The organism is bacterium (genome assembly GCA_035295165.1).
GTDB lineage: Bacteria > Sysuimicrobiota > Sysuimicrobiia > Sysuimicrobiales > Segetimicrobiaceae > JAJPIA01.
The window spans coordinates 75,087-98,850 of the sequence record DATGJN010000085.1; the positions used below are offsets into that span (position 1 = coordinate 75,087).

The 23,764-nt window shown below is 65.1% G+C and carries 22 protein-coding genes; 1 reads left to right on the forward strand and 21 read right to left on the reverse strand.

Annotated features, from left to right (window positions below; genetic code table 11):
- Window positions 1–170: 170 nt before the first annotated feature.
- Complete coding sequence (locus VKZ50_13495; protein HLJ60734.1) at window positions 171–1,070, reverse strand: DUF5996 family protein; 900 nt, start codon at window positions 1,068–1,070, stop codon at window positions 171–173.
- 775 nt (window positions 1,071–1,845) lie between these two features.
- Window positions 1,846–2,679, reverse strand: coding sequence for a DUF2066 domain-containing protein (locus VKZ50_13500; protein ID HLJ60735.1), 834 nt, complete (start codon window positions 2,677–2,679; stop codon window positions 1,846–1,848).
- Between the two features lie 974 nt (window positions 2,680–3,653).
- Between VKZ50_13500 and tsaA the strand changes: the two genes are divergently transcribed.
- A complete protein-coding gene (gene tsaA / locus VKZ50_13505) occupies window positions 3,654–4,115 on the forward strand; it encodes a tRNA (N6-threonylcarbamoyladenosine(37)-N6)-methyltransferase TrmO (protein ID HLJ60736.1) in 462 nt (153 codons plus the stop codon).
- Between the two features lie 227 nt (window positions 4,116–4,342).
- Here tsaA and VKZ50_13510 read toward each other — a convergent pair whose 3' ends face one another.
- The 19 genes from VKZ50_13510 to VKZ50_13600 form a co-directional block, all read right to left on the reverse strand.
- The gene (locus VKZ50_13510) at window positions 4,343–5,110 is read right to left on the reverse strand and encodes an SDR family oxidoreductase (protein ID HLJ60737.1); all 768 of its coding nucleotides are present in this window, start codon (window positions 5,108–5,110) and stop codon (window positions 4,343–4,345) included.
- Window positions 5,111–5,191: 81 nt separating this feature from the next.
- Window positions 5,192–6,553 (reverse strand): glutamine synthetase family protein, encoded by a 1,362-nt coding sequence (locus VKZ50_13515; protein ID HLJ60738.1) that lies wholly within the window; start codon window positions 6,551–6,553, stop codon window positions 5,192–5,194.
- Between the two features lie 625 nt (window positions 6,554–7,178).
- Window positions 7,179–7,442, reverse strand: coding sequence for a DUF6510 family protein (locus VKZ50_13520; protein HLJ60739.1), 264 nt, complete (start codon window positions 7,440–7,442; stop codon window positions 7,179–7,181).
- Window positions 7,442–8,137 carry a ferredoxin reductase gene (locus VKZ50_13525; protein HLJ60740.1) on the reverse strand — a complete coding sequence of 232 codons (696 nt, stop codon included), beginning with the start codon at window positions 8,135–8,137 and terminating at the stop codon, window positions 7,442–7,444. Before VKZ50_13525 ends, VKZ50_13520 begins: the two co-directional genes overlap by 1 nt.
- Window positions 8,138–8,169: 32 nt before the next feature.
- Window positions 8,170–8,781, reverse strand: a complete 612-nt coding sequence (locus VKZ50_13530; GenBank protein ID HLJ60741.1) for a sulfite oxidase-like oxidoreductase — start codon at window positions 8,779–8,781, stop codon at window positions 8,170–8,172.
- A gap of 289 nt (window positions 8,782–9,070) precedes the next feature.
- The gene (gene fabF, locus VKZ50_13535; GenBank protein HLJ60742.1) at window positions 9,071–10,309 is read right to left on the reverse strand and encodes a beta-ketoacyl-ACP synthase II; all 1,239 of its coding nucleotides are present in this window, start codon (window positions 10,307–10,309) and stop codon (window positions 9,071–9,073) included.
- Window positions 10,310–10,867: 558 nt separating this feature from the next.
- The gene (locus tag VKZ50_13540; GenBank protein ID HLJ60743.1) at window positions 10,868–11,626 is read right to left on the reverse strand and encodes an RraA family protein; all 759 of its coding nucleotides are present in this window, start codon (window positions 11,624–11,626) and stop codon (window positions 10,868–10,870) included.
- A gap of 147 nt (window positions 11,627–11,773) precedes the next feature.
- Window positions 11,774–12,574 carry a carbohydrate ABC transporter permease gene (locus VKZ50_13545; protein ID HLJ60744.1) on the reverse strand — a complete coding sequence of 267 codons (801 nt, stop codon included), beginning with the start codon at window positions 12,572–12,574 and terminating at the stop codon, window positions 11,774–11,776.
- A 69-nt stretch (window positions 12,575–12,643) separates the two neighbouring features.
- The gene (locus VKZ50_13550) at window positions 12,644–13,555 is read right to left on the reverse strand and encodes a sugar ABC transporter permease (protein ID HLJ60745.1); all 912 of its coding nucleotides are present in this window, start codon (window positions 13,553–13,555) and stop codon (window positions 12,644–12,646) included.
- Window positions 13,556–13,655: 100 nt separating this feature from the next.
- Window positions 13,656–15,053: a hypothetical protein gene (locus VKZ50_13555; protein HLJ60746.1), complete on the reverse strand. Its 1,398-nt coding sequence runs from the start codon at window positions 15,051–15,053 to the stop codon at window positions 13,656–13,658.
- Window positions 15,054–15,188: 135 nt separating this feature from the next.
- Window positions 15,189–15,905 carry an RraA family protein gene (locus VKZ50_13560; GenBank protein HLJ60747.1) on the reverse strand — a complete coding sequence of 239 codons (717 nt, stop codon included), beginning with the start codon at window positions 15,903–15,905 and terminating at the stop codon, window positions 15,189–15,191.
- 184 nt (window positions 15,906–16,089) lie between these two features.
- Entirely contained in the window at window positions 16,090–16,554 is a 465-nt protein-coding gene (locus tag VKZ50_13565) for an RpiB/LacA/LacB family sugar-phosphate isomerase (protein HLJ60748.1), read from the reverse strand.
- Between the two features lie 90 nt (window positions 16,555–16,644).
- The gene (locus VKZ50_13570; protein ID HLJ60749.1) at window positions 16,645–17,370 is read right to left on the reverse strand and encodes a GntR family transcriptional regulator; all 726 of its coding nucleotides are present in this window, start codon (window positions 17,368–17,370) and stop codon (window positions 16,645–16,647) included.
- Window positions 17,357–18,211, reverse strand: coding sequence for an aldehyde dehydrogenase family protein (locus VKZ50_13575; protein ID HLJ60750.1), 855 nt, complete (start codon window positions 18,209–18,211; stop codon window positions 17,357–17,359). Before VKZ50_13575 ends, VKZ50_13570 begins: the two co-directional genes overlap by 14 nt.
- 9 nt (window positions 18,212–18,220) lie before the next feature.
- Window positions 18,221–19,501: an iron-containing alcohol dehydrogenase gene (locus VKZ50_13580; protein ID HLJ60751.1), complete on the reverse strand. Its 1,281-nt coding sequence runs from the start codon at window positions 19,499–19,501 to the stop codon at window positions 18,221–18,223.
- Between the two features lie 81 nt (window positions 19,502–19,582).
- The gene (locus VKZ50_13585; GenBank protein HLJ60752.1) at window positions 19,583–20,911 is read right to left on the reverse strand and encodes an IS1380 family transposase; all 1,329 of its coding nucleotides are present in this window, start codon (window positions 20,909–20,911) and stop codon (window positions 19,583–19,585) included.
- Window positions 20,912–21,046: 135 nt separating this feature from the next.
- Window positions 21,047–22,135: an Ldh family oxidoreductase gene (locus VKZ50_13590; protein HLJ60753.1), complete on the reverse strand. Its 1,089-nt coding sequence runs from the start codon at window positions 22,133–22,135 to the stop codon at window positions 21,047–21,049.
- Window positions 22,132–22,779: an RraA family protein gene (locus VKZ50_13595; GenBank protein ID HLJ60754.1), complete on the reverse strand. Its 648-nt coding sequence runs from the start codon at window positions 22,777–22,779 to the stop codon at window positions 22,132–22,134. Before VKZ50_13595 ends, VKZ50_13590 begins: the two co-directional genes overlap by 4 nt.
- Window positions 22,776–23,708, reverse strand: a complete 933-nt coding sequence (locus VKZ50_13600) for an NAD(P)-dependent oxidoreductase (protein HLJ60755.1) — start codon at window positions 23,706–23,708, stop codon at window positions 22,776–22,778. Before VKZ50_13600 ends, VKZ50_13595 begins: the two co-directional genes overlap by 4 nt.
- Window positions 23,709–23,764 lie beyond the last annotated feature (56 nt).

The following is a 23,764-nucleotide window of genomic DNA, read 5'->3' on the forward strand; positions in this document are numbered from 1 at the left end:
GGATCGGCACATCGTCTGCGACGGTGCCTGCGCCGCCCGACCTCATCCGTGTACTCTTAGCGATCATCTCAAACGGCACGTCCGCCGCCACCTGTCGGCGGCGGCCCGAGGGTTCCTGCCACGGGACGCTCATGTGTCCCGCCGGCATCAGACCGCCTGCTCCAGGTGGCCTACGTGCGTTCCAGATTCTCGCGATCCCACTGTCCCAACGTCGCGGCCGCCGCGTACGTGCTCTGCAGGAAGTCCAGCACCATCTCACGCGGATCCGTCGCGGCTCTCACGTCGTCGTACAAGAGCAGGAAGTTGGAGAATTCGGCGCTGTAGAACGCCGACGCGGGGCGGATGTGCGCGTCCTTGAAACCGAAGGGTTCGGGCGCCGCGTACGAGTAGAATGCCGGGCCGGCGAGGCTGCCGCTGCCCGGCCAAAAACCGCAACTGCTCACTTCGTGGGAGTACCCTTCGCGGGTGACCGGGTCGGCGTCTTCGCGCACCGGCGCGCGGAGGCCGGAAAACCGAGTCACGGCTAGGTCGAAGGTCCCCCAAAAGAAGTGCACCGGGCTCGCCTTCCCAATGAAGCGGGTCCGGAACTCCTTGAGGATGGCATCCGCCTTAAGCAGGATGTGCCAGAATCGATGCGCATATGCCGCATCGTACGATGCGTGTTGACTGTCAAGTTCGAAGCGAATCGGATGCGGGACTTCAACTGGCATGGTCCAGATTTTGACGTTGATGCCGAGTTTCCGGAGCGTCGCCATTGCCTCGCGGTAGAAACCCGCAACCGACTGGGACCGTAACGGGATCGCTTCGGTACGTCCGTCGCTCGTTTGGAAGACCAGCGCATGGTCGATGAAGTCGAACGTCGCGTCAAACGTGCGTCCACCGGCCGGGATGGGCGTGGTGGTCAGTCCGCGCGACGTCAGGTAGAACGGAACCTGCCACCAGTGGTTGAGGTGGGGCGTGAGTTTCAGCCTGACCTTCCCGATGATCTGCGTCCACATATGGAGCGTGTGGTAAGTACCCGACCACGCCTCTAGCGGCAAAGCTGACCACGCCTCCGCGTCGCGTTGCATCTTGGAACTCCTTTCGTGTGCATCGGTCACACGCAGCCAGGTCGCGCGAGATACTGGCCGTGCCCGGACGGCCCTTCGACCGGTAGCCTCACTCCATCCTGCACCGCGGTGACGAGGGAACGCACCGCATTTCCTCTTGCTTGCGAGCGCAAAGACGCTCCCACTTAGCGACGCCGGCAGGCATGACCGCGCGACCTGTGGTTCTTGTACCTCGGGTAGCGCCGCCTCCTCGACGAAATCAACCCGCGTCTCAGGATGTGAGCACCCGTCGGGAACGATCCGGCCCGCGTCACAGGAGTTCTCCAGGGACTGCGTCGTCTCTTTCGGATGTTCCTCCTCCGGAACCGCGACAAGATTCGTTCAACCCGCCCGCGTACGGCCTCAGGAATCGAGCGCGTCTTGTCCGCGGCGAGTCGTTCCGGCCGTGGCAGCGCAAATGCCAGCTGTCCGGACGATTGCATACGTCCTCCCATCCGCCTACACTCGGGAGGAACGCATCCATCTCCACCTCCGGCGAACAGCGCGGCGTGCGCGTAGGCGACCATCAGTCCGATGTCGTGGGCGAGGAGTTTCGCGTGCGCGACACCGAGCGGCATCGCCAACGCTTAGAGGTGCATGGCCGCGGGTTTAGCGGACCACCGTTTGCGCTCTGAGCTGCCGGTTGCGGAGTTACCGGTTGCCGCTATGCCGTCGGTGTTTCTTCATACGGGGTGCGGCTCGCGCGCGGGAGGCCGCTGAGATCGTCCCTGGCGGCTCAGGGCGCACCCGAGTGCGATCATTCCGGCGCACCGTGGCCGGATGCGACCCGCACGACACCTCGGACGATGTCGCGAAACGCCTCGTCGAAATTCACGCCGTGAATACCCCAGGCGTAGTCGATCCCGTGGTAACGCATTCTCCACGAGCCGGCCCACCCTGGCACCGCCCGTTTGAACGCCAACGTGCCTGCGACCACCGCCTCGTCCGCCGAGGGTGCAACCTGCGGCGAAGGAAACTGTCCCACCGTGACGCCCCACGCGGCAAAATCAGCGTCGGTCGGAAAGCGCACCTGCATGCCCAAATCCCGGGCCACGTCGGCGAATGCCACACGCTGATCGGCGCCGGCGGGGCTCTCGGCGCTCAGCAAGTAGGCCGCGGTGTACCCACGCACCATGAGCACCGGCATGATCACCGGCCGTTGCCCCCGCCAGGGCTGTTCGCCCAGATCCGCCAGCGCCTTGTCGATCAGCGCGGGGACGAAATGCACGGTGAGGTTGAACGGTCGATCGTACGTCCCCTGGTCGTCGTGATGGTGATACGCGGCCAGTTGGTCCACATAGTCAAAGGATGCGACGAAAAGGTCCGCCTCCGCAGCCAATCTGTCGACCCGCGGATCGTGGGATAGCCGCGGCTCCCCGGAGACCTTCACGAGCACCTCGCGCAGGCATCGCGCGAATCCGGTCGGACGGCTGCGCCGGTCCGACCCTGTCACCACGGCGGTCGCCTGATACCGATTGCTCATGTCCTGGGCCCCGCTCGATCGGGCGACGGTCACAACGGGCGCGACGGAGATCATGACGAGGAATAGCGCGAACGTACGCGACCGGCGCCGTGCTTGCCAATCCGTCATCGTCTGTCTCCTCATCGGTAATAACCATCTATATCGCATTATAGGTTATTGCGATCTGTCACGGAACCCTCCCCCAGTCAAACTCCCATTGGCCGGCAACATGCTACGATGGTTGGCGACGGACATGGAGGCGAAGATTGGAGCCGGGGCGACGCGAGCAGGCACCGGGGACCCTGCGCCTGCTTCAACAATTCGTCAACACGTACAACATCGAGCGAGAGCAGATCGGGTTGCGAACAGAGGAGTTCGCCTCCCCTGCCGACCTCCGCCGCTGGCTGGTGAGTCATGCGTTGCTGCCTCGAGACGCTCGGGTCCGTACACTCGAGCTCAAGCGTACCTTAGAGGTCCGTGAGGCGTTGCGCCGGCTCTTACTCGCACACAACGGATGGCCGATGGATTCGACCACCGTAGCGGTCCTGAACCGCCTTGCGCGGGATGCACGGCTGGTGGTCCGCCTCCAACGCGATGGCCAGATGCGGCTCGAACCGGACGCGGCCGGCCTCACCGGCGCGCTCGGCCGCCTCCTGTCAGTGGCGTTTATGGCGGAGATCGAGGGAACGTGGCAACGACTGAAGGCGTGCCGAAGATGCCACTGGGCCTTCTACGACCACTCGAGGAATCGGTCTGGAAGGTGGTGCGCCATGTCAATCTGCGGGAACCGGACGAAGGCTCAAGCCTATCGGTCGCGTCATCGCGTGAAAACAAGGCCACGACCCCGGCTCGCATCGGCAATACTCCATGGGCGGGCACGAAGCCGGTAGACGCGCAGGTTCTTTGCTGGGCGTGCTCTCCGTCATCACGCAACCACCATCCATCACCGCCTCGCGCCGCCAGGCTGAATCGGCCCCCCCGCCGAGCACCCTTGTCGGCATAGGGGTCCGCGCGTTGGCGGGGAAGACTCCGACGGTACGGCTTGTCGGTCGTTGGGCCGACGGAGCGTCGGAGGAATGGGGAAGAAGGAGGGATCAGATAGGATGCCCCGCGGCATCGTAGCGCACCGCGTGAGACGACGTGCAAACGAAGCACGCCCGACGACCATTCGGCTTAATCCCATCGGCATTATCCGATCGACCCTGAAGACGCGCGCCAACGCGCCCAAACAGGGTGCCGAGGGCGCGCCTGACGCGTGGCTCGAGGTAAAGGCGTCCGTCGTGCAAGCGCTCGACGGCATCGTCGTCGGCGACGAAATCATTGTCGTCACGTGGTTGCATCAGGCCCGGCGCAATGTGCTTAAAGTCCATCCGCGCTCGGACAAGCGCCGTCCCCTGATCGGCGTCTTCGCGACACGATCCCCGGATCGACCCAATCCGCTGGGGCTCCACCGGGTCACCGTAAAGGCTGTTGCCAAGACTCGAGTGCTTCTCGGACCAATCGAGGCGATCGATGGCACTCCGGTCGTGGACATTAAACCGGTTCGCGTCGGCGTGCAGGACTAATGTGGCGACGGCCATCTAGATGGGAAGTCTGCCTACCCTTCTACTGCGGGAGCGCGCGCATCAAGGGTATCGGCCTGCAAGGCGGTTGAACCATGCCGCGGGCATCGGTAAGCGTGCCAGAGTGCCACCCCCTCGTCCACGCTCGACACCCCAGTCATGGCTTGCGCCTGGCTGTTCAGTCGCCAAGCGCCACGTCACCGGCTCAGAGGCACGACCGGCCGCTTGGGTCAGAAGTAGTTCGACGTGATCCCGCCGTCCGCGACCATCACGCTGCCGTTCACCCAGGTGGATTCATCCGACGCGAGATAGAGGGCCAAGTTGACGATGTCCTCCGGCCGCCCGAAACGTCCCATCGGAATGCGGTTGAGACGGAGCTGTTTGGCCTCGGGGTTGTTGAGCAGCCAAGACGTGAGCAGAGGCGTTTCGATCGGGCCGGGCGCGATCGCGTTCGTGCGGATCTGCTTGGGGCCGAACTGGACCGCAAGTGATTTCGTGAGCGCGATGACCGCGCCCTTGCTCGCCGTGTAGGCGTCCTGCGGCACGCTGCAGCCGACCAATGCGACGAACGACGCGATGTTGATGATCGACCCGCCCCCGGCACGCAGCAGTTCCGGAATTCCGTGTTTGCAGCAGAAGTAAATACCTTTGAGGTTGACGGCCATGACCTGGTCCCATACGGCCTCCTCGACGTCCACGACCGAGCCGTCGCGCTCGGGGAAGATCCCGGCGTTGTTGTACAGGACGTCCAGGCGGCCGAATGCCTTGACGCCTGTCCGCACCGCGTCCCGGACCTGCGCCTCCCGTGAGACGTCGACCGCAACGGCGATCGCGCGCCCGCCGCTGCGGCCGATCTCCGCGGCGGTATCCTGTACCGCCTGCGCGGAGACGTCGGCGGCGACGATTTGCGCGCCCTCTCGCGCGAAGGTCAGGGCCGCCAGCCGGCCCATCCCCCCTCCCGCGCCGGTGATCAACGCGACCTTGTCACGTAGCCTCATGTCTCTCTCCTCTCCTGACCCCGTTGGGAGCGTACCTAAGCCCGCGCCGAGCGGGAAACGAACAGTGGGCCCTCCGCCGCCTCAGGTGCGCTCAAGGTAGCGCTCCCGCTCCCAGCACGTGACGACGCGGTCGAACTCGCCCTGCTCAACCTCGGCCGCGTGTGCGTAGTGATCCACCACCACTTCGCCGAGCGCCTTCGTGGCGACGGCGCTGCTCCGGGCCGCCCGCGCAGCCTCGAGCAAGCCCCTCGGCATTCTCGGCAGGTCGGTCGCCTCGTACGCGTTGCCACGATACTCGGCCGGCGGTTCGATCTGTTCGCGGACGCCGTGCAGGCCGGCCGCCAACATCGCGGTGTACGCGAGGTACGGGTTGACGTCGGCGCCCGGGATTCGGCTTTCGATCCGCAGCGAATTGCCCGACCCCACGAGCCGGAACCCGCACGTCCGGTTGTCCCACGACCACGCCATGTTGACGGGGGCCCAGCTGCCCGCGGCGTACCGCTTGTACGAGTTCACGGTGGGTGCGAGGAAGACGGCGAAGTCCGCCACGTGGGCGACGAGGCCCCCGAGGAAGTGGCGCATCATTGGCGACCAATCGCGGCCGCCCGACCCCGCCTGGAACTGATTGTGCGTCCCGGCGGGGTCCCACAGGCTCACGTGCAGGTGGCAGCTGCTCCCGGTCCAGCGGTGATCCGGCTTCGCCATGAACGTCAGGGCCAGGTCTCGCGCCATCGCCATTTCCTTGGCGCCCTCCTTGAAGAGGACGTGTTGGTCCGCGGCCTCGACCGGGTCCCCGTACCGAATGTTGATCTCGTGTTGCCCAGCGCCGGCCTCGCCCTTGCTGAACTCTACCGGAATGCCCGCCCCAAGCATGCGGTTGCGGATCTCGCGGTACAACGGTTCCGCCTTCGCGCCCTGGAGGACGTGGTAGTCTTCGAAGTACCAGCCGAACGGCTCGATGTCGTGGAACTGCTTCCGGTGGGCCGACTCGTACGTCTCGCGAAGTAGATAGAACTCGAGCTCCGAGGCCATCTTGGCTCGAACGCCCAGCGCGCGGGCGGCGGCCACCTGCTGCTTCAACAGCGTCCGCGGGGACACCGACACAGCCTGTCCCTCCTCGTCGAGCACGTCGCACAGGACGAACGCGGTGCCCTCGCGCCACGGAGTCACGCGCAGCGTGCCGAGGTCCGGCACGGCCAGCCAGTCGCCGTACCCCTGCGCCCAACTCATGAGGCGGAAGCCGGGGGGGCACGTCATTTCCATCTCGGTCCCGAGCAGATAGTTGCAGCAGTGGATGCCGTGATCGGCGACCTCGTCGCAGAAGAACTCGCCGGTCACGGCTTTGCCCATCAACCGTCCCTGCATGTCGGTGAAGGCCGTGATCACGGTATCGATCTGTCCGCCACGCACCCGCTGCCGCAGTTCGTCAAGGGAAACTGACATGACGACATGCCTCCTGTGTCGATCGAGTCGCGCGATCGCGCATCGCGCTTCCCTAGCGCCGCACCATCACGATGGCCGCCCCCGGGTCAAACGGCGGCCTCGCCCGTTGCCGCGTCGGATGCGACCGCCGTGAGGCGCCCGGCCGCGTCCACGTTCGGACATTCCCCGTCCGCCTGGATCACAATCACGTTCGACCGCGGCGCGGTCGCGCGCGCATTCATGTCGATGGAAGGGACTGGGAACCACACGTCGGCAGCGCTCTAACACTCACCCCGGGCACGGTTCACCGCGTCGGGGCCATGGACGATCTCACGCTCTCCCAAGTATCGACGCCGGATCCACGTGACGTCGTGCGAGTCGGGAGATTGTAGAACCGCTGGGGTGGCAGCCGGTCTCCTCGCGACTCGCCTCCTCGGCCGACCACGCAGTCGTCAGTCTCCGCGACATAACATCGCTACCGTAGCGGTCGGGTTCGGCAGGTCAGGGGTGTGGACCTCCGGGTCCCTACAGACTGATCCGAGTCACGTCCGACGGGTCCCGAGGCATCAGAGAGACAGGAGGTGTTTAGCCCGTCCCCAAGCTCGCGTGGGCATAGGCTTCGCTTCACGGAGCTCATGTCATCGGCTTACCGCCCTTCGCTGACCTGCAGGACCCGCACGCCACGCATATCCACCCAATAGCGCCCGTTCACATGCGCGAGGCGAATCAGGGCGGTGTCGCAAGAACGACAGCGCACCACCATCCCCATGGCGTGCGTGTACGCTGCAGATGCGCCAATCGGCTCGGTCGCTCCACACCCATCACAGGTTGCCAGGGGACTGGTCATTTCGAAGGGGAAGATCTCGCCGAGGACCCCTCCGGCAACATTACCATCCAGCCTCGTTTCCATTACTCGCCTCCTGTCGGCCCGAAGCGCTCGGTTTTGATGAGGGTTGGATCGTACCCCAGCGCCGCAAGGCCCGTAGCAGCCGTCTCGACGAACTGCGTGGGGCCGCAGATGTAGGCGAGCGGACGGTCTTGGGCGGGCCATGCCACGTCCCGCAAAAGATCGCTGTCGATACGGCGCCCATACCCTGTCCACCCCGAGGGCTGTCGCCGGGTCAGCGTGTAGATCACCTTGAGCCCCGTCTCGCGCGCCGCTACGTCATCGAACTCGTTGTGGTAGATCACCTCGTCTTGCGACCGCGAGGAGTACAGCAATCGGGTCGGCACGGTGCTAGCGCGCGCCCGCCGGTGCCGGAGCATGGCCATGAGCGGCACAATCCCCGACCCCCCGCCGACGAGCAACAGCGGCCCGCCCATGCTCGCCTCCCAGACGAAGTACCCTCCGATGGGACCCCGAAGCTCCAGGCGGTCGCCGCCGTGCACCTCGTCAACCAAATAGGGCGACACCTCTCCATCGTCCAGCCGCTCGACCGTGATGGTCACCCTCGGGTTCTCCTCGGGAGGTGAGGCGATGGAATAGCTTCGCTCCGCCCGGTAGCCGTCTTCCGCGGTGAGCCGGACGTCCACGTGCTGGCCCGGGCGGTGCCCGGGCCAGTCCGGCACCATCAGTGTCAGGCTTCTCGCCCGCGGGGTCTCCATCCGTGTCTCTACGACCTCGCCGAGCTGCCAGGTCAGTCGCCGGCGTACCGCTGTTCCTTCCATGGATCACCAAGATTGTGATAGCCGAGGGTCTCCCAGAAACCTGGCTCATCCGTATCGACCAGGCGCAGCCCCCGGACCCACTTTGCGCTCTTCCAAAAATACAGGCGAGGCACCAGCAGCCGTGCCGGGCCCCCGTGCTCAGGCGGGAGCGGCTCGCCATCGTACGCATACGCGATCCACGCCTTGCCTCCCGTCACTTCATCACGTGGCAGGTTCGTGGTGTAGCCGCCGTCGCAGAAGGCGATGACGTAGTCGGCTTCGGATTCGATCTGCGCCAGCAACGTGTCGACGGAAACCCCCTCCCAGTGCGTGTCCAGTTTCGACCACTTGGTCACGCAGTGGATGTCGACCGTGATCGACTCGTGCGGCAGGGCGCGCAGTTCGTTCCAGGTCCAGCGCTTGGGCTGCGCCACACTGCCCAGAATTGAAAAATCCCACCGCTCCAGCGGCGTATGAGGAGTCGGACCGGCCGACAGCACGGGAAACCCACGTTCCAGATACTGTCCAGGAGGGAGGCGCGCCGACACGTCGTTGCTCTGCCGACGTCCATGGAACGCGCGTGAGATGAAACTCTCTGGCACCTTGCCACCTCCCAGCAAACCGCTGCGTTCCTGTTCCAGCGGGACGCCGTCAGTCTGGTCCACGAGTCGCTACGTGGTTCCAGCAGTCCCTGGGGATTCCTGCGGCCAGTGTTCGGACAGGCGGACGGTCGACTGGATGCACGGCGAAGACGGGCACGGGGCGGCGCAGCGATCGCCCGTACCCAGGATCGCGCGTGCGGGATTCTTGTCCACGATGGCGGCGAACGTGCACCTCAGGCATCTTGATTGGACCGCCGATCGGCGAGGAAGTGTTCGCGGGGATCTTCAGTCACGACGGTCGTCGGAGGACGAGGACGGCGTTGTGTCCCCCGAATCCGAACGCGTTGGTCATCGCCACGTCAACCCGAGCCGGCCGTGCCGTGTTGGGGATGCAATCGAGGTCACACTCTGGGTCCGGGGTCTCATAGTTGATCGTCGGCGGCAGCACCGCGCGTTCGATAGCCAACGCACACACCGCGACCTCGACAGCCCCGGCGGCGCCAAAGAGATGCGCGGTCATGGATTTCGTCGAACTCACCGCAAGCTGAGCGGCGTGGTCACCAAACACGCGCTTGATCGCCACCGTCTCTAGGCGATCGTTCAGGATCGTGCTCGTCCCGTGAGCGTTGATGTAACCGACCTGCGCCGGGTCCAGCGACGCGTCGCGAAGCGCTAGCCGCATCGCTCGCGCGGCTCCGTCCCCCTCCGGATCCGGCTGGGTGATATGGTGCGCATCCGCGCTCCTCCCGTACCCCGCAACCTCGGCGTAGATGCGCGCGCCGCGCCGCTCGGCGTGTTGCCATTCCTCGAGCAATACAATCCCGGCGCCTTCGCCCAACACGAACCCATCCCGGTGGGCGTCAAAGGGCCTCATCGCCTTCTCGGGAGCGTCGTTTCTCGTGCTCATCGCCCTCATGGCGCACAGCCCTGCGAGACTGAGGGGGGTGATGGCGGCTTCTGTGCCACCGCAGACCATCGCATCGGCCTCGCCGTGCTGGATCGCCCGCAGCGCGTCACCCACGGCGTGTCCACCAGTCGCGCAGGCCGACACAGCCGACGCATTCGGTCCGCGCGCGCCCGTGTCGATGCTCACCATGCCGGCCGCCCCGTTGATCATGAGACTGGGGACGAAAAACGGGCTCACACGACCAGGGCCGCGTTCCAACATGAGCCGGTGCTGTTCCTCCCAGGTCTGCGCTCCGCCGATCCCAGACCCAATGATCACCCCGACGCGTTCCGCGTTGTGGAGCGTGATGGCGAACCCGGCGTCCTCTAACGCGAGCCGTGCGGCGGCGAGCGCAAACTGCGCGAACCGGTCACTGCGACGGATCTCCTTCTTGCCCATGAAGTCACCCGGGTCGAAATCCAAGACCTCCCCGGCGATCTGTGTGTCGTACGGGCGAGCATCAAACGATGAGATCCGGCGAACCCCCGACCGGCCTTCGATGAGGCCACTCCAAAAGGCCGTCTTGCCGACCCCGACCGGAGTAACAACGCCCAAGCCCGTAAGCGCGACACGGTTGCCCATAGTCGTCCCTTCCTCAGCACGGCCTTGACGCGCGACAGCGAGTCCTTCACCGCACAACGCCGGAGGCCTGCCCGGCAGTCCCCAACACAGCTCACTCACGAGGGTTCGGTGGGGGGAGCTGCCGGCGTGAGCGCCGGCCCGACGTCCGATTCAGTCACCCGGAGGGGAGAACCGCCGGCAGCCGATCACAGCGGGGCCGTACCGGACGACCCGGGCAACGGGGGCCGCATGAAGAGACTGCGCGCGCTGCGCCCAGCACGGCGCCCTGAGTGTCGCGCGCCACCTCAAACCGCGGCACGTACGGGCTGACCGACGAGCATCGGAACGATACGCGTTCGGGATGCACCGGTCGGTCCCGCATCGTCTCGCGGGGCCCCGCCGGTGCCAGGGCGCGAAAGAGACCTCAGGAGGCGGATCAGCGGGCGTCGCTTCGCGCCAGTGCGGCCCGACGATTGCGCAGGCACCTTCCGTCCTCGGCTCCCGGTACCGGTCGATCGACGCCGCAGCCGACAGGGTCGTGCTGCACCGTCGGACGGTGGGTCGCCAATCACCACTCCGTCAGTCCGCTGCCCCACCGGGCTTGGGACGGCTCCGCGACTCAATCTCCGACAGAGGAAGCACGCTGTCGTCCTCCGCCAGTCCGCCTTGCTTGTACAGGGCACGCCGCTTCTGTCGGTCGCCCTCGGCGACCTCCCGGGCGTACGTCGCCACCTGGTCCGCGAAGTCGCGCGGCACGACCACGACGCCGTCACCGTCCGCGACCACCACGTCCTCCGGTTTGACCAGCACACCTCCGCAGTTGATCGGCACCTGCTCCGCGTTGAACTCAAGGCGGGCCGGCCGGATGGTCTTCTCGATACGCGCGCAGTACACGCGGCATCCTTGTCGGATCAGCTCGTCGGTGTCTCGTGCTCCCCCGTTCGTCACCACGCCAACCGCGCCGCGAAGAATCCAGCTGAGCGTGTTGTTGGATCCCGCGAAGCCGACGCGAGTGTCGGCGCCATCGATGACGACGACATCGCCAGCGTGGATTTCCATCTGCGGCCCCGAAGCCAACTGTCGGTACCAATCGCGGATGAACGCCCGCATCTCATCCGGGGTGCGTGCCGTGACCGGGTGATTCGTCGGCACAAACCGAAGCGTGTGCGCGAACCCCACGAAACGGTGTGTGAGATTCACGACGTCCCGCACCAGTGGACGGATCGCCGGATCCATGAGTCCGATATCCTGATAGCCGAGCATGTCCAATCCGTCCGCAACATCCGTCACGCGGAGTTCCCGATACAGGTCGAGCAACCGCTGCCGTTCCGGATCCATGTGGCGCTCCCTCCCACTGTTGTGAGCGTCTCTCGCTGTTCGACTACCGTTGAGACACGTGTGCGGTTGGTGAGGTTTCACTTGGCGGCATCGCGGTCAGCGGCTCGATCACGAGCGCGGAACGCCTCAACGCCAGCTGCCTCTTGTTCACTTGATCCCTGTCGTCGCGATGCCCTCGGTCAGCAACCTCTCGAAGAACAGGAAGATCACGAAGATCGGAACGAGGCTGAGCGCCGACATCGCGAAGAGCGGGCCCCATTGGGATGCCTCGTTGAGGTCGAGGAACAAGTTCAAACCCAGGGGAACCGTATACATCACCGGTTTGGTCAAGTAGAGCAACGGCCCCAGGAAATCGTTCCACGAGTTGATGAACGTGAAGATCCCCGTCGTCGCCATCGCCGGCATGGACAGCGGGACGACAATGCGCAAGAACACCTGCCAATGGCCGCAGCCGTCGATGATGGCGGCCTCGTCGATTTCCCTCGGCAGCCCGCGGATGAACTGAACCATCAAGAAGACGAAGAACCCGTCGACCGCAAGCAAGCGGGGCACCACCAGCGGCAGATAGGTATTCAACCATCCGAAACGGAGGAAGAGGATGTACTGGGGAATGATCAGCACCTGGTAGGGTAGCATGATGGTCAACAGCATAATGGCGAAGAGGGTACCTCGAAGCCGGAACTGCAGCCGCGCGAAGGCATACGCCGCCATCGTGCACGAGCACACGTTCCCGAGCACCGCGACGCAGGCGATGATCAGGGAGTTCGCGAACAAGCGGCTGAACGACAGGTTCTGCATCGGATACCAGCCGCGTTGATAGTTGGCAAACGTCCACACCTTCGGCAGCAGCCCGACGTTCACGAAGATCTGAGCGCTCGGTTCGAACGACGCGCCCACCATCCACAGCACCGGGTAGAGCGTCGCCACCAGCAGGGCGATGAGCAGCACGTGGCGGGCCCCTCCGCCCAGGGTGGCGGTGAGGTGTCTCCGAGGGATCGCGGCGGTATCCATCCTGCCTCAGTCCGCGTAGTGCACCCAGAAACGCGCGCTCAGGAATGCCGCCCCAGTCAACACCGCGATCATGACCACCAGTACCCATGCCATGGCCGCCGCATACCCCATGTCGTAGTTCACGAAACCCTGCTGATAGAGATAGAGGGCGTAGAGAAGCATCGAATCGGCGGGGCCGCCGGTGCCATTGCTGATCACGTAGGCGGAGGTGAAGACCTGAAATGCTCGGATCAGACCCAAAACCGTGTTGAAGAAGATCACCGGCGACAGCATGGGGATCGTGATCTGGAGAAGCTGTCGCCACCGTCGCGCGCCGTCCACCGCAGCGGCCTCATAGAGGTCCTGGGGAATTTGACGAAGGCCGGCCAGGAAGATGATCATTGTCGCCCCGAACTGCCAGACATTCAGCAACACCAACGTATAGAGCGCGGTGCCCGGGCTCCCGATCCAACTCTGTCCCGTGATGTGAACCAGGGCGAGTACATGGTTCAGCATGCCGTCGATGCCGAACACCTGGCGCCACAGGACGGCAAGTGCAACGCTTCCGCCCAGCAGGGAAGGAAGATAGAACAGCCCCCGATACAGGGTCAGGCCGCGGAGGCCGCGGTTCAGCACCAGCGCCAAGGCCAACGAGATCACGAGCACGGAGGGCACTGAGATCGCGACGTAGAGGACCGTCACGACCAGCGACTGCAGGAAGCTGGGGTCCCCTGCTATCATCCGCCGATAGTTCGTGAGTCCCGTCCATGAGGGGGCGGACAACAGGTCGTAGTGCGTGAACGAGAGCCCGAGGGACGCCAGGAGCGGGCCGACCGTGATCCCGACGAGCCCGAGTAACCACGGAGCCAAGAAGAGATACGCGATACGGTCATCCCGACGGCGGGGCTTCGCCCCCGGGTGGCGCGGCCCCGCCGGCATCATCGCCGACTCGTGCCCGACCGACATGTTCGCATCTCGGCGAATGGGGGCCATGCGTCCCACCCGGGCGTGCGATGGATCACCCATCTCCGCCATATACCTAGCGTATGGCCGCGTTGGTCTCGGAGAAAAAGGCCTTCACCGCTGACTCGACGCTCGCTTTCCCGAAGGCCACATTCGAATAGTTCCTCGCCAGGGCCTGGACCGCCGCGCTGTAGTTGGCCGGAAAGTCGACGATGGTGGGCTTGCCGGTGATGACCCCCCTGATGAACTGGAGGTAGTCCTTTGTCGCCGGCAACGCAGCACCCGCCTCGGCGATTTGCGCGTCCAACAACTTCGTCCCGGTCACAGCCCCGTTGTCCGAGGCGTACGCCTTCGCTCCGTCGGGGTCGTTGGTGAAGAAATTGATCCATGCCGCGGCGGTGGAGACGTTGGTACAGTTGGCCGCGATGGACAACCCGTTGTTCACGAGCACCTGACCGTTCCCGCTCGGACGCCTGGGGAAAGCGGCCAACTTCAACGTCCCCTTGCCGCTCGCCGTGAGCGGGGCCTGGATTGCGGCCAACTGGTTCGCCGGCCGCTCGTCGAACATTGCTCTTCCGAGCGTGAGGTACCCCTGCTGGTTATCGCTCGGCTCCTCCTGCATCATGGCCGCCGTCACCGTGGCCCCCGCCTTGCGGAGGGTCTCCCACCAGTTCCAGTACTGCACCATGAGCTGTTCGGGAAAGCCCAGCTGCCCGCTCTTGGTGAAGACAGGTTGGCCATGAGATGCGACCCACGCCCACAACAGGGAGTCGTCGCTGCCGCGCAGGTCGCTGGCGTACACACCGGACGGCAGCCTGTCCTTGGCGGCCAACAGCCACTGCTGCAGCTGGTCCCAGGTCATGTCCGCTGGCAACGGCGCGAGCCCTGCCTTCTCGGCCATCGTGGCGTTGTACATCCAGTTGTTGGTCGCCGACCCCGTCGGCACCATGTACAGCTTCCCGTCCCGGCCCCGACCGGAGTCTACGATTACCTTGGGAATTCCGGACACGTCAATCGCCCCTGACTGAACCAGGTCATCCAGCGGGCGCAGGGCTTGCCGGGTGTCGTACACGGTGAGGTACCGGACCTGCATTTGCGGCACGTCCGGAAGGTTATGCGCCGCGGCCTCGACCGTGAGCTTCTCCCAGTAGGTGTTGAAATCACCCACCGGCTGCCCGTCCAGCTTCGCCTTGGGGAACTTCTGCTGAAACAGCGCCATCACCGCCTGGGTTTTCCGGCTCCGCTCCCCGGTCCCCCACCAGGAGAACCCGATCTCGCCTTCGACCGGCCCTTTCCCGGGCGCCGGCGCGGCGTACCCGCTCTGCTCACCCTGAACTTCCTGGAGCAGGGCCGTCAGCCCGCCACTCGCTCCCAGCATGATGACCCCTTGACGCGCCAGAGCGAGAAAATCACGACGGCTTCGGACGGTACGGACCGCAGGACGGCTCACATCGGTGGAGATTGATCGATCCATCGCGGGCACCTCCCGAAGAATCTTCGCTGATCCTACCCCTGAGCTCCCATCGCACCCGCACGTCGCCGCTGATCGAGTCCGGCGATTCCGCCGGCCTCTCCGGCCGCCTCCTCAGCGGCCGTACGCGGCGCCGCCTCACAAGCCTGCGTAGAAGGCTTCCATTTCTTCCACCGCGACGGTCTCGTCCAATGGCATCCCCAACTGCTGATAGAGCTCACGCCGCTTCACGGCGTCGTCGATCAAGATGCCTTTGGCGATCCGGACCACGTCAAGTGCGACCTCCGCAGGGACGACGATGCACCCGTCGCCGTCACATCCGATGATGTCGCCCGGACGGACCAGGGCCCCGCCGCAGGCGACCGGCTCGTTCACCCCGGCAAACGTCACGCGCCCCGGGATGATGGTTCGACCTCGCCCGCGACACGCGACCGGGGTCTTCTGCAAGATCAGTTCATCGGTATCCCGTGCATATCCGTCCGTAACCACCCCGACCGCGCCCTTGGCGATCAGTCCAAGCGAGTTGTTCGACCCCCAGATGCCGGTCTCGGGGCATCCATCCGTTGCCGTGACCACCACGCAGCCTCGTCGCACGACACTGCCGATTTCGTTGCGTCCGTGCTCGGCAAACCACGTTGCGTGCGACCGGATCGCTCCCTCGGCCGAAAGCTTTGGCATGCGCACATTGGCCGGGAGCGCCCTCACCGTCACAGCCGGCCCCCAGAATCGCATGCCCTGCCAGAGCGGCCTGATGCGTTCGTCCATCAGTGTCAAATCCTGTCTGTCCACGGCGTCCAGGGCATCGACCACGTCGGTGATTCGGAGGTACTTGAACTTGCTGGCCAGTTCATACATGTCGGTCACGCTCTGCTACACCCCCTGTCTGCTCCGAGTAGGTAGCGCTACACCCGTGATGCGGCGTCGATCGATGAACGCACCTGCCTCCGTTAGAAGCGCCACGGCCACGATCCGCAGTCATCGTTGCTCAGGGCCGACGTGCCGTACATGTCGACCTGCCTCGTTGTGAGTGGCGTCCACGCTATGCACCCGTGTTGCCGAAGCCGTTTCGCTCCATTTGGCGAATCTTCTCCACGCGCCTCGCGGCATCTTCGTCCCCGCTGAATCGGGCCTGCAAGTACGTGCTGACCAGATCAACCGCCAGCCACGATCCCACGATCTTTGCTCCGATGCACATGACGTTGGCATCGTCATGTTCGACGCACTGGTGGGCGGTATGACCATCGTGGCAGATCGACGCACGAATTCCCCGAATCTTGTTTGCCGCGATCACCACACCGGCTCCCGTCCCCGCCACCAGGACCGCGCGGTCGGCGTTCCCGTCGAGGACGTCCGCGCAGACCCTCCGAGTGACGTCGGGAAAGTCCACCGGCGTCTCATCGTAGCTTCCATGGTCGGTCACATCATGACCGAGATCCTTGACGGCCTGGATGATCACCGTCTTCAGCCGAAAGCCTGCGTGATCACCGCCGATCGCGACTCTCATGCCGGGCTCCTTTCCTGAGTCCCGCCGCGGACCACCGGATTCACCGCCATCCGTTGCGGTGCCCTCACCGCGTTCCGCTGCCCTGGGGTGTCAGCGTTCCGCGCGGCGCGGTTCGCCGCCTCCATCGAGCCCGTACGACAGGATGTCCTCCAGGGCGCTGGATATGTGCTGATGCATGAGCTGCCCGGCATCGGCGCCGTCGCGCGCTGCAATCAGTTCGATGAGCCGGTGATGTTCCTCGATCGCGCGCACCGGCCGTCCAATGATACGGATGGTTCGCGCCACCAGCATCTCGCTCTGCGATTGAAGCTGGCCCATCACGGCGGCCAGGTACGAGTTCCGAGCCGCGCGCATGATGGCCGCGTGCAGGTCACGGTTATAGACTCGGTAGGCGTCCATGTCGCCGGCGGCCAGCGCGGCTTCCCCCACGGACTGGTGTTCTCGCAGCCACGTGATCTCGTCTTCCGTGATGCGCGCGCACGCCAGGCGGACGCTGAGACTTTCGAGCGCGGCCCGAATCTCGTAGAGCTCCTTGATCTCCTGCTTGGTATGCTCCCGCACAAACCAGCCCTGGTTCGGTCTCTTGATCGCCAGTCCATCGCTCTCGAGGCGCTGCATCGCTTCCCGAACCGGCGTCGTGCTCACTTCAAGCTGCCGCGCAATGGCTTCCGGGCGCAGCGGCGCTCCAGGCTCGATCCGCCTGCTGACGATACTGTTCAGCAGCGCCTGGTAGACTCGTGCGCCCAGCGGCAGGCTGTTCGACAACGGCTCAAGCGCCTGGGACTGGCTGCCGTTGGCGGGCTTACCACTTGGCATAGACGGCCTTTACGTCAGTGAAGACGTCTCTCGCGGTGGGGCCGATGGAGAACGCTCCCTGTCCAGATTCCCTTCGGCCGCCGAACGGCACGCACGCCTGGCTTGCCGTTCCGTGGCTCAGGTGGATGATCCCAGCGTCGATTCCCGCAGCGAACTTGTGTGTCAACTCCGTGCGCGAGGTGAACGCCGCCGCCAGACCGTACCGCGTGTCGTTCGCAACCGCGATGGCTTCATCCGCGTCCCGTACGCGGATCACCGGCAGGATGGGCCCGAAGATCTCCTCGCGCGCCAGGGCAGACATGACGAACACGGCGGAGCGGGGTGTCAGCGACGCCGGCTTGAACACCACGGTATTGCCGTACGCGATGGCCGGCGCGATCTTCCGCACGGGGGTGATGACCGGAACATTCCAGGGGTTGATGGTTGCGACCACCCCGAGCGGCTCCAGGACGGTGTGGCAGGAAACGCTCGTGCGCTCACTCGGAAATGTCTGTCCCAAGGGACATCTGGCCTGGCCGGCCATGTACCGCGCCACCACCACGGCCCGGGACACCTTGCCCACGGATTCGCTGAGCGCTTTTCCCTGTTCCAGCATGACGACCTCGGCAAGATCGCTCTTCGAATCCTCCAGGAGCTGCGCGGACCGGTAGAGTGGCGCACCCCGCTGCGGTCCTAGCGTTCCCGCCCAACCAGGGAATGCGGCAGCGTCGACGTGAGCCGGTCCGGATTGGGGGAACTGGCCCAATTCCTGTTCGGGATGGGCGGGGCTATGGGTCGCATAGTCGCTCCCCGTCCCGGGTGGCACCCAGTCTCCGGCAATAAAATTAGCGTACGGCTGCATGCGCGTCTCTCACTGCAGCGTCTGCCGGAGGATCCGCGTCATGTCGTCGACGCCCGTGCGGCGCGGGTTCACCGGGACGTTGCCGCTCGTCATGGCCTCTTCAACCACCGGGCGGACATGCTCCGCGCGCACTCCGTAGCCCGACAGGTCCTTCGGCATGCCGATATCGCGCGCCAACTCCCGCACGGCGCTGACCGCGCGGGCGGCCGCCTCCACACGCGAAAGATGCTCGACCCGTTCGCCGAGCGCGCGCGCCACATCCACGAACCGGTCCGGCGCAGCCACATAGTTGAACTCCATGACCGCCGGCAGTGTAACCGCCAGCACAATGCCGTGCGGCACGTGGAGGTCCCAGCTTCCGAGCGGCATCGCCAGGGCGTGCGCCAGCCCGAGACGCGTCGGGTTCATGGCGATGCCGGCCATGGTGGCGGCCAGCATCATGGCGTAGCGCGACTCGCACTTGCGCCCGTTGAGGGTGGCGCTGCGCAGGTGCCGGCCGATCAGCTCGATGGCCCGCAGCGCAAGCGACGCCGAAATCGGTTGGCAGGCGTTGTTGGTGTAGCACTCAACGGCATGGGCGAGCGCGTCCATACCGGTGGCCGCGGTCAGCGTCGGCGGCAGTCCCAACGTCAGGTCGGGATCGCAGAGAGCCACCGCCGGATAGATGAGTGTGCTGCCGATCGCCACTTTTGTGCCGCTGCCCTCGTCCGTGAACACCGCCCACAGCGTGACCTCGCTCCCCGTGCCGGCCGTTGTGGGGATGGCGATCATCGGAAGCGGCCGGTTACGGATCTTGTGGAGGCCGATGTACGACAGCGCGGGTCCTGGGTTCGTGGCGAGCGCCGCCACCGCCTTGGCCGTGTCGAGCGAGCTGCCACCGCCGACGCCGATCACGACATCGGCGGCGCGTCGCTTGAACTCGGCGGTGGTCTCGTCGATCAGGACCGACCCCGAATCCGGCTTCACGCGGTCGCACACATCGAATCCGATGGCGGCGTCTTTGAGGATGCGCATGACGTCTTCAAGAATCCCGGCCGCCGCGAGCCCCGGATCGGTCACCACGAAGGCGCGGGTGCCGCCCAAGGCTTTGATCCGCTCCGGAAGCGTCCGCAGCATGCCGCAGCCGAAATGTATGTCGGTGGGCACCGGGAAGAAATTAACCGGGATTTCCATTATCCGTGTCTGAACACCTTGTGTTGAAGGAGTCCATCTGGCTCTTCGGGGACGAGTGTGACCGACGGCCCCATGAAAGGCTGTTCGGGCCCGTCCGAAACCCCCAATCCCGGGCATGGTCGCGCTGGCCACCGATTTCTCAGACACGTCCCCCTCGGCCTCCTTCTCGTCCTTGTTGGCCGCGACGATCGCCGGCTGCTACCCTGCGGGCCCCGGCAGCATCCCAAGCCGCCGCACGATCGCCCCGAACAGCTGCGGTGTCAGGTGCCCCTCCGCCAACAGCAACCAGTAGTATCGCGCGTGTTTCACGAGCCGGCCACCCGTCTTCATCAGACGCTGCTGCAGACTCGTCAGCGACCACGTATCAATCCGTTTCGGCAGCCCGAACCGCCGCCACAAGTTGCCCAAGTTGTACGCGATCACGCTCAGCCACAGCCGCACCTCGTTCGCCCGGAACCGGTGGCAGCTCAGCCGCGTCATCTTCACCGCCTGCTTGCCTTCCTTGATCCACTGCTCCGCAGTCCCGCGCTTATTGTAGAACCGCACCACCGCGCGGCTGTCCGCCTCCAGAGTCGTCACGATGAACCCTACTCGCGGGAACAGTTCCTCGCAGTGGAACTCGATCTTCGCCACCACTCGCCGCGCGATCTTCCAACTCGCGGCCTGGTACCGGAAGCTCTTGTACCGGACCACCGGCTTGTGACTGGGGCGTCCGACCGGCCGCGTGAGCAACTCCGCGATGGCCCGCTCCAATGTGTCGTTCGAGGGGATGCGAATAGCGTACTTTGCGTTCCGAGTCTCCAGGGCTTCGTAGAGCTCCGGCTTGGCAAAACCGGCATCGGCCCGGACGACCACGTCCTTGCCCTCCCGCTGCTGCCGCTCGAGCTCGGGCAGCAACACCTGGTCCCACTCCTCGGCGCTATGAACGTTGCCCGGCCGCAACTTCGCCGCCAGACAGTCGCCCTCCCGATTGAACAGCAGCAGCGGATGATAGCAGGTCGACTCAAAGTGCCCGTTATAGGCGCTCTGCTCCTGTTGGCCGTAGACGGGGATCTCGGTACTATCGATATCGAGCACCACCCGCTGCGGGGTGTCCATAGGATCCACCTTCGCGATCAACTCCCGGTTGATCGCAGCCAGCCCAGCGAGGTTCTCATCTTGGGTCAGCAGCTCTGTCTCGAAGGAGTGCGCCCGGGACGTCAGAGCGGCCCCGCGCTCCCAGAGCTGCTCGGCCCCGATCAGCCGGAAAGTTGGATCCTGGGAGAGGCGTTCAGCATCGTTCACGTCCTCGTACCCCGCCAATCGGCGGTAGACCGATTGCCGGACCAAGTCGGCGAGCGGGAACTGCGTGTTCGTGCCCCTCGGATCGGTCAAATGCTGCGCGATGAGTTCACTGAAGCCCAACCGCTCGTCCAGTTCGCGCACGAGGATGAGCCCGCCGTCGGAGGTGACCCGCGAGCCTTGGAATTCGATGCGGAGTCTGGGGTTAAACGAGAGCTGAAAGGGCTGATTTTGTGCTTCACCCATAGGATGCAGACCTCTGCGGCGTCGCCATCGCGCTCAAACCCGCACAGATCAAGACGTTCGACGCATCTCCACAGTTTCCGTTCCGTCGTCACATCGGAAATCCGGGATTAAAGGACTGCCCGGCGTCGATGGTCATCAGGAGTAGCTCTCCTGTTCCAGGCAAGCGGGAAACTCGACATCCACGCGGCGGCCGAGATCCACCAGTTGCCGCACCACTTCGTCCGCGAGCGGCAGCCCGGACTCGCGGAAGCGGGCCTCCGTGTCGAACTCCACCTCCCCCGGAGCGAGTACGCGCGGAACGCCCGCGGCGGGCGGCGAGTTCTTGAGCATGCGCAGGATCGTGTCCATGCGCCGCGCGAACTCCGGCGCGGGCAGGAACAGATCCGTCCGCAGCGCGATGAACGCGTGGCCGAGGCCTTGCACCGCCTTCACGTTTTCGAGCGTGTTCAAATAGAGCGCAAAGGACGCGCCCGTCAGCACGCCGGACAGGATGTCGATGATAAACGAAATGGCCGACCCCTTAGGACCGCCGAACGGCAGCACCACGCCGGCCAGCGCGGCTCGCGCGTCCGTGGTGGGTCGCCCTTCCGCGTCGATGGCCCACCCTTCCGGGATCGGCAGGTTGCGCTCGGCGGCGATGATGATCTTGCCCCGCGCCACCACGCTCGAGGACGCATCGAAGAGCAGCGGCCGTTCCTCGCCCGCGGGAATGCCGACGGCCAACGGGTTGGTTCCGAGAATCCGCCCTCGTCCGCCGAAGGCCGCCATGTTGGGCGGGGCGTTGGACACCGCGCAGCCAATGTACCCTCGCCGGATCGCCTTGTCCACGTAGAACGCGGCGGCCCCGAAATGGTTGCTGCCGCGGACGCCCACGTAACCGATGCCGCTGGTTGCAGCAAGACGGAGCGCCTCGTCCATCGCGCGCGAACCGACCACCGGACCCAGGCCGTTGTCACCATCCACCAGCGCCACGGCCGCGTAGCGTGACTCCACACGGATCACCGGCCTGGCCTTCACGACCTTTGCCTCGAGCCGCCGCACGTAGACCGGCAGACGGATCAAGCCGTGCGAATCCACACCGCGCAGTTGGGCCATGACCAGACATTCCGCTACTTCGCGGGCGTCGTGCGCGGAAACATCGAGCCGCTCCAAGACGGCGCGCGAATAGGTGACCAGATCGTCCGACCGGAACCGCTGGGGCTTGTCGCCGGCGGTGTCGCTCACGTTCCGGAAACTCCGGGCTTGGCCAGGGGCGGCAGGTGCAGCAGTTCGATGGTGGTCTTGCCCTTGTTCAATTCCGCCATGATCTCCGCCTCGCGCAGGCGACGCCGCGCGGCGGCCTCCAGGATCTGTTCCGCCCGCTCCTTCGCCACGATCACGATGCCATCCGAATCGCCGAGCACGATATCACCGGGACGTACGATCAGACCACCGAACTCAATCGGGATGTCGAGCGAGCCGAAACGCTCCTTCGTGCACGAACCGATCGCGAGGCCGCGGGCAAAAACGGGAAACCGACGCTCGGCGATGGCCTCGATATCCCGAGCCGCGCCGTCGATCGCCAGGCCCGCGACGCCTCTCGCCTGCGCGGCCACGGTGAGGACTTCCCCCCACGCGCCGGTTCGCAGATACCCGCCCAGAGTGGCTACGATGATCATTCCCGGCCCGGCCGCCGCCACGGCATGGTGCAGCATCAGGTTGTCCCCGGGCGGGCATACCACCGTGCACGCGATCCCGCACATGCGCGCGCCCGGCCACGCAGGGCGGATCGCGGGATCCACCATACCCTGGTGGTCCGCAGCCTCATACAGTGTGGCCGGATCGAATCCGATAAACTGGTCGACGACGCGTTCTGCGCCGATCGTCATTTGTGTGCTCCGCGGGTCGACGGTCCTCGCCTGCTTTCGGGGTGATGCAACTCGACACCGGCTAGCCCGGCCAGGTACTGCGCCGCGGCAGCAAAGTCCGCGTCGCCCTTTCCCGCGCCGCTCGCGGCCGAAAACACCTGGCCCACGATCGACGTCAGCAACAGCGGAACCCCCTGGGCACGAGCCGAATCGAGCGCGAGATTCACATCCTTCTTCATCAGGTCGAGTTTGAACCCCGGCTGGAACGACCCTTCCAGAAGAAAGCCAGGCAGCCGCGCATCCATCATCCTAGAATAGCCTGACGAGTCTTTGATGACGTTATAGAGAGTCGCTGGATCGGCGCCGCACCTGACCCCTAGCGCAAACGCTTCCCCGATCATGGCCAGATGAACCGCGGCCATCATCTGGTTGACGATCTTGACCACTTTGCCCTGACCTACCGGTCCGACATGCACGATCCGGCTCCCCATAGTTGCCAACAGCGGGCGGCAGTATTCTAGGAGGTCGGGATCGCCACCAACCATGATCGTGAGTGTTCCGGTCGCGGCACCCGGCGTCCCGCCGCTCACAGGCGCGTCGAGAACGCGACCGCCGACCGACGTGAGCGCGCGTTCGACGTCCTGCAACGTGAGCGCGGTACAAGTGGTCATATCGATCAGGATCTTCCCCTTGGAGAAGCCCCTCAACAAGCCATCGGAGCCGAAAACCGTCTCTCGGAGCTCGGCATCCGCGGGCAGAATGGTGACAATCGTATCCGTTGCGCGGGCTATTTCGGCGGGCGAGTGGAGAATGGTAGCGCCCAACTGGGCGAGTACGTCTGCGGGTGCGCGGCGCTTATGGAACGTCGTGAACGTCTCAAATCCGGCCTTTACGACACGTTCGGCCATCGGAGCACCCATGGCGCCGAGGCCGATAAATCCAACTTTCATTTGAGGAACGCCTCCGGAGTTTATGCCGGCACATTCCACTTTCGTTCGATTTGGAG